Genomic DNA, 6,484 nt, shown 5'->3' on the forward strand with positions numbered 1-6,484 from the left:
CATGCCGTCACAGACGACGAGCAGCCGCGAGCCATCCGGCGGGGCGGCGACGCGGAAGGAGTCCTCGTTCTGGGCGCGCTGGCGGCCCACGTCGGTACTCCCGTGGATATAGAGCGGGAGGCTCATTCGTCATCTCCCTTCGCGGGTGCGTAGATCGTCCTGGCCTTCGCCCGAGGCGCCTCGGCGGCCGGTTGCGGTGCATCGGGAGCCACGGGAGGCGCGGCGGCGATGGGCACACCGGCCGGAGATGGCTCGGCGGAGGGCTGGAGCCCGGGCTGCTCCAGCGTGAGCTCCAGGTGCTGCGACAGGCGAATGGTCTGCCCAGGCTTCACCGGGACGCGCTCACCCGAGTTCAGGCGGCGTCCGTCCACGAAGGTGCCATTGGTGGAGTTCTCGTCCTTGACGAAGACGTTGCCCGCCTTGAAGAGCTGCACGGTCGCATGGTGGCCGCTGAGCTGGGGCAGGTCCACGGTGAGATCCATCTCGCCCGCCCGGGCGCCGATGGTGAACGCGGACTTGTGGACCCGGTAGAAGGGCTCGAGTCCAGGAGGCCCCCGGGTCACCCGCAGTCGCGTCTCCGGCAACGTGGCGAAGGGGTCCTTCCACACCGCGGGAGCAGCCGGAGGCGGCTCGGGCTGAGCGGGGGGCGGCTCGGGCGCGGGAGGAGCCGCGGGCTTCGCCTCCGGGAGGGGAGCCGCAACGGGCTCGGGAGTCGAGCGGCGCCGGGACAACAGCACGATGAGCACGAGCAACAGCAGAAACCCCAGGCCCGCCAGGAGCAGCGCGAGCAACCACCAGGGCCAGCCGCGCGAAGCCTGCTCGGAGACAGGTCCCCCGATTCCGCCACCGGGCTGTGTCGCCGTCCCAGGAGCGCCCGTTCCCGTTCCGGGTTGCGATGAGGCGCCAGGAGAACCCACCGCACCTCCGGGCTGTGTCGCCGTCCCGGGAGTGCCCGTCCCCGTTCCGGGTTGCGACAAGGCGCCAGGGCTCCCCGCCGGAGTGCCTGGCGGCGAGCCCACCCCAGGACCCGGTCGCGTCGTGGAGCCGGAAGTGCCGGGCGCGGTGGCCGACCCGGAGGAGCCCGGCGTGGAACCGGGCTGGGGTGACGCGCCAGACGTCGGGCCCTTCCCGCTCCCCGGCTGGGTCGGGGAGGGCCCGGTGGCGACCGAGGCGGGACAGGCGGCGGTCGCCTGGCCCTCGGCGCTCTGCCGGAAGGAGACGGGATCGCTCCAAGCGGTGCGAGCGCGCCCCGAGAGGGCCTCCACGAAGAGCCGGTCCGAGGTCTGCCCGCGCTTGACGCCACAGAAGGCCACGTCCAGCCAGTAGATGTGCTCCAGCGAGCCCACCAGCCCCGCGAGCGCCTGCCGGGCATCCACGTCCTCCACCTGGATGTAGCGACCCCCGGTGCCCCCGGCGAGCTGGGACATCTCATCGAGCCGCTGGGCGATGCCCCTGCCCCGGGTGCCATCACTGAAGACCACCACGTGGAGGCGCACCCCGAGCTCGCGCGCATCGCCCACGAGCTTCTTCAGGCTGAGCGCGCTCGACTCCTCGCCGGCATCGGTGAAGACGATGACCTCGCGCGAGCCCCCCTGGGAGAGCGGCTGCTTGCGAGCGGCCTCGCGCATGGCGTCCTGGATGTAGAACTTGAGCCGGGTGACGAGCTGGCCCGTCCCGAGTCGCTGGACCCTGTCGAGGCACGCCTCCAGGCCCGCGGCGGACGTCTCCTGGCAGTGCGTGGCCTTGCTCTTCCCGAAGGTCATGACCGCCACGGTGTGGTTCCGGGGACGGGCACCGAGCGCTCCCGCGTAGGCCTTGGCGAGCTCGAAGGCCCGCGCCCAGTGCGTGGAGAAGGAGCCGGACTGGTCGAAGGCGAGGAGCGTGTAGCTCCCCTCCCCCGTGTCAGCCATCCGCTGGAGCGCGGTGACCTGCGCGCCGGCATGGTCCACGGCGACGCGGAAGCGCTCCGGAGAGGCGCCCGCTGCCCGCAGCTCCTGCTGGAGGGAGGGGTCGGTGACCTCGAGCTGGAGCCGCATCTGCCCGGCGGACGCGGGCGGCGTCGCGAGCACGGTGAGGCCATTGTCGGCGGCGCTCGCGGAAACCCCCACGAGGAGCACGGCGAGCAGGCCCGCCGTCATGATGGCTGTGCGATGGATGTGCATCCCCCCTCCGGAGGAGTTCACGGGGAGCGGCGGGACAGCAGGGACTCGGGCACGATGACGAGCACCAGGGTCGTTCCGCCCAGGGTGAGCACCGCGTGGTTCTGGAGAACGACCTGCTCGCCGTGGACGACGGCCCCGTTGACGATGGAGCCGTTGCTGGAGACGTCCATGTACGAGGCGTCCTCGGCCCGGATGAAGAGGAAGGCGTGCTGGCCGCTCACGCGCCCGTCGTCGACGACCACGTCGCACTCGGCGTTGCGGCCGAGCACGTTGCGCCCGGCGCGCAGCGGGTGGACGCGCCCGGGGTCATTGAGGCCGCGGTACTCGAAGAGGGCACCACGGATGAGGCCCGCGGCCGTCCCCTCGTTGGCTGTCTCCACGATCGTCCGGGCCTTGGGGCGCGGAGCTGCGGGCGCAGGAGCGACGGGCGCGGGAGCCGGGGCCACGGCGGGCGCTGGAGCGACGGGCGCGGCGGGACGGGAGGGTGGAAGGGACGCGGCGGCGAAGGGGTCGCGCGGATCGAAGGTGGGCCGGGGCGGAGGATTGGCGAAGAAGTCCGCGCTGCGGCGAGGGACGGGCGGAGGAGGCGCCGCCGCCGGATCCGGCTCGAAGATGGTGTGACGCTTCTGATGCGGGTTGGCCGGCTGGGGCGGAGGCGACGGCGCGGGAGCGCTCTCGACGACCGGGCCGTGCTTGGGAGGCGTCAGGTCACAGCCGCACATGTCGCAATAGGCGGCGCCGACGGCATTCTCGTTCTGGCAGGAAGGACAGCGCATGAGGAGCGTATCCGACTCTAGGGCACGCTCTGGAGGAAACTCCAGCCGGACGGGGGCTTCCGGAGCCGTACGCGCGAGCCCCCCCGGGGATTGCAGACCTCGGGGTGAGCCCCGTGCGTTCCAATGTGGGGCATCGACTCCCGAGATCGCAAGGATACACGAGGCTCACCGTCCCCGCGCCACCTTCCGGGCCGGCTCCTCGGCGGTGAACAGCGCCTTGAGCACCCGGCCCGTGGCCGTCTTCAGCCGAGACACTTCCCGCGGCGTCCCCTCGGCGACGATGAGCCCACCGGCCTCGCCGCCCTCGGGCCCCAGTTCCACCACGTGGTCCGCCGAGGCGATGACGCTCGGGTGGTGCTCGATGACCACCAGCGTGTCTCCCCGATCCACCAGCCGGCGCAGGAAGGAGATCAGCTTCGACACGTCCCCGAGGTGCAGGCCCGTGGTGGGCTCGTCGAGCACGTACAGCGTGGGCTCGTGGCGCGTGGAGGCGGTGAGCTCCGCGGCCAGCTTCAGCCGCTGCGCCTCTCCACCCGACAGCGTGTTGGACCCCTGTCCGAGCTGCAGATACCCCACGCCCAGGTCGGACAGACAGCACAGCGGCCCGGCCACCTTGGGGATTGCGTGGAAGACGTCCTTGGCCTCGTCGGCGGACAGGCGCAGCGCATCGCCGATGGTCAGCCCGTGGTAGCGCACCTCCAGCGTGGACGCATCGAAGCGCGCCCCGCCGCAGGCCTCGCACGGGGTGACGACGTCCGGGAGGAAGGACATCTCGTGCGAGATGGCTCCCTGCCCATCACACGCCGTGCACCGGCCTCCGGACGCGGTGTTGAACGAGAACCGCGCCGGAGTGAACCCCCGCAGCTTGGCCTCGGGCGTGGCGGCGAACGCCCGGCGCAGCTCGTCCCAGAGCCCCAGGAAGGTGGCCGGCACCGAGCGCGGCGTGCGCCCGATGGGCGACTGGTCCACGGCCAGCACGCGGCGGATGGCCTCCACGCCCGTGAGGGACTTGAAGGGCCCCGGCCGCGACGTCACCAGTCCGAGCGCCTCGCGCAGGGCCGGGTACAGCACCTGGCGCACCAGGGTGCTCTTGCCCGAGCCCGACACACCCGACACCACCGTGAGGCGACCCACCGGGATGCGCAGGTCCGCGCCCTTCAGGTTGTTGGCGCGAGCGCCCTTCAGCTCAATCCACTTCGCCGGAGCGCCCCGGTCCACGGCGGCCTGCACCGCCGGCTCCCGGAGCGCGCGGGCCGTGGGAGCGTCCTCGACCTGGAGCACCTTCTCGGGCGGGCCCTCGGCGAGGATGCGCCCGCCGCCCCGGCCCCCCGTGGGCCCCAGCTCGATGAGGTGGTCCGCCGCGCGGATGGTGTCCGTGTCGTGCTCCACCACCAACACGGTGGAGCCGGTGTCCACCAGCGCGCGCAGGTTGGACAGCAGCCGGTGGGTGTCACGCGGGTGCAGGCCGATGGTGGGCTCGTCCAGCACGTACATCGCGCCAGTGAGGCCCGCGCCGAGCTGCGCGGACAGGCGCAGCCGCTGCATCTCGCCGCCCGAGAGCGTGGACGCGTTCCGGTCCAGCGACAGGTAGCCCAGCCCCACCCGGTCGAGGAACTCCATGCGCCGCAGCAGCTCCTGGCGGGACGGCTCGCCGAGCAGCGCCCGGTCCCCCCGGAACTTCCACCCGCGCACCTGCTCCAGCGTGGCGGTGACGGACTGCTGCACCACCTCGTGGTAGCGCGAGCCCTCCAGCTTCACGGCGCGCGGCACCGGCTCCAGGCGCGAGCCCTCGCAGGTGCGACACGGCTCCGAGCGGCCCTCGGCCAGCGCCTCGGCGCCCCCCTCCACGCCCGTGCCCTCGCAGTCCACGCAGCGGCCCTGCTTCGTGTTGAAGGAGAACCACCGCGGGTCCATCTCCGGCACGGAGAAGCCGCAGCTGGGGCAGGTGCGCTCGCTGGACAGGAGCGTCTCCTTGTTGCCGTGGGTGCGCACCTTCACGGCGCCCTTGCCCCAGGTGAGGGCCTTGTCGAATACCTCGCGCGGCAGCTTCGCCAGCTTGCCCTCGTACATGACGAGGTCGATGTCGTGCTCGCGCGACTTCACGAGCTGGGGCGGCTGGTCGGTGGAGGCGGGCTTGCCATCGACGATGGCGGCCTCGATGCCCGCACGGGCGGCGGCGGCGAAGACGTCCAGGTAGGTGCCCTTGCGCGCGCGCACGGCGGGGGCGAGCACGCTGCCCTCCCCCTTCGTCCCGGTGAGCTGCGCGTAGAGGGCCTCGGCCGTGGTGGCGGCGATGGGCTCGCCGTCACGCGGGCAGTGGGGCTGGCCCAGCTTGGCGAAGAGGAGGCGCAGGTAGTGGGACACCTCGGTGACGGTGGCCACGGTGCTGGTGGCGCCCGCGCGCGAGGTGCGCTGCTCCAGGGCCACCGAGGGAGGAATGCTGCTGATGCGCTCCACGTCCGGGCGCGGCATGGTGGGGAGGAACTGGCGCGCGTACGGCGTCAGCGTCTCCAGGAAGCGCCGCTGGCCCTCGGCGAACACCACGTCGAAGACGAGCGAGCTCTTGCCCGAGCCGCTCGGCCCCGTCACCACCGTCATCTTCCCCAGCGGAATCTGGCAGGACACCTCCTGCAGGTTGTGCTCGCGCGCGTGCTCCACCTCGATGGCGTGAGACACCGGCGCGGCCCCCTTCCCGCGCCGCACCGGCACCACCCCCTCGCCCAGCTCCCCGCGCAGCGCCTTGGCCGTGAGGCCCTCGCCCCGCGCGACGAGCTGCGCCGGCGTCCCCTCGGCCACGAGGCGCCCGCCATTGCGGCCACCGCCCGGCCCCAGGTCGATGATCCAGTCCGCGCCCCGCATCACCACGAGGTCATGGTCCACCACGAGGACGCTCGCGCCCCGCTCCACCAGCGCGTGCAGCGCGGCGAGCACCTGGCGCACGTCGGCGTCATGCAGGCCGGCGCTCGGCTCGTCGATGAGGAAGAGCGAGCCCTGGGCCTCGCTGGCCAGGGCGCGCGCCAGCTTGAGGCGCTGGGCCTCACCCCCGGAGAGGGTGGACAAGGGCTGGCCCAGGGGCAGGTACCCCAGGCCCAGCCGGGCCACGGGCCCCAGCGCGCGCACCAGCGCCTTGTCGTCGGCGAAGCGCTCCAGCACCTCGTCCACGGTCAGCTCCAGCATGTCCGCCACGGAGAGGCTCCGGTGCCGGACGGCCAGCACCTCCTCCTTGAAGCGGCGGCCCCGGCACACGGGACACAGCAGGGAGACGTCCGCGAGGAACTGCATCTCCACCGTCTCGTAGCCCTCGCCCGAGCAGGCCTCGCAGCGCCCCTTGTCCACGTTGAAGGAGAAGTGCGCCGAGGTGAGGCCCCGCACCTCGGCCTCGGGCTCGGAGGCGAAGCGGTCGCGAATCCGGTCCCACGCCTTGGTGTACGTGGCCGCGTTGCCGCGCGAGGTGCGCCCCAGCGGCGACTGGTCCACGAAGGTGACGCGCTCCACGGCCTCCAGGCCGTCGACTCCGTCCGCCTCGCCGGGCGCCTCCGCGTCCTT

At 72.7% G+C, this 6,484-nt stretch carries 2 protein-coding genes and 1 pseudogene; all 3 read right to left on the reverse strand.

Features of this window, described 5'->3' with window-relative positions:
* Nucleotides 1-122: 122 nt before the first annotated feature.
* The gene (locus VF697_RS37320) at nt 123-2,162 is read right to left on the reverse strand and encodes an FHA domain-containing protein (RefSeq protein WP_331102709.1); all 2,040 of its coding nucleotides are present in this window, start codon (nt 2,160-2,162) and stop codon (nt 123-125) included.
* A 17-nt stretch (nt 2,163-2,179) separates the two neighbouring features.
* Entirely contained in the window at nt 2,180-2,938 is a 759-nt protein-coding gene (locus VF697_RS37325) for an FHA domain-containing protein (protein WP_331102711.1), read from the reverse strand.
* Between the two features lie 165 nt (nt 2,939-3,103).
* A pseudogene (locus VF697_RS37330) lies at nt 3,104-6,484 on the reverse strand (excinuclease ABC subunit A); the annotation flags it as partial.

This window comes from Archangium sp. (assembly GCF_036388035.1).
Taxonomy (GTDB): Bacteria; Myxococcota; Myxococcia; order Myxococcales; family Myxococcaceae; genus Archangium.

Coding starts and splice junctions, on each gene's coding strand:
- VF697_RS37320 (WP_331102709.1), bottom strand. CDS start 2,162: ATGCACATCCATCGCACAGCCATCATGACGGCGGGCCTGCTCGCCGTG.
- VF697_RS37325 (WP_331102711.1), bottom strand. CDS start 2,938: ATGCGCTGTCCTTCCTGCCAGAACGAGAATGCCGTCGGCGCCGCCTAT.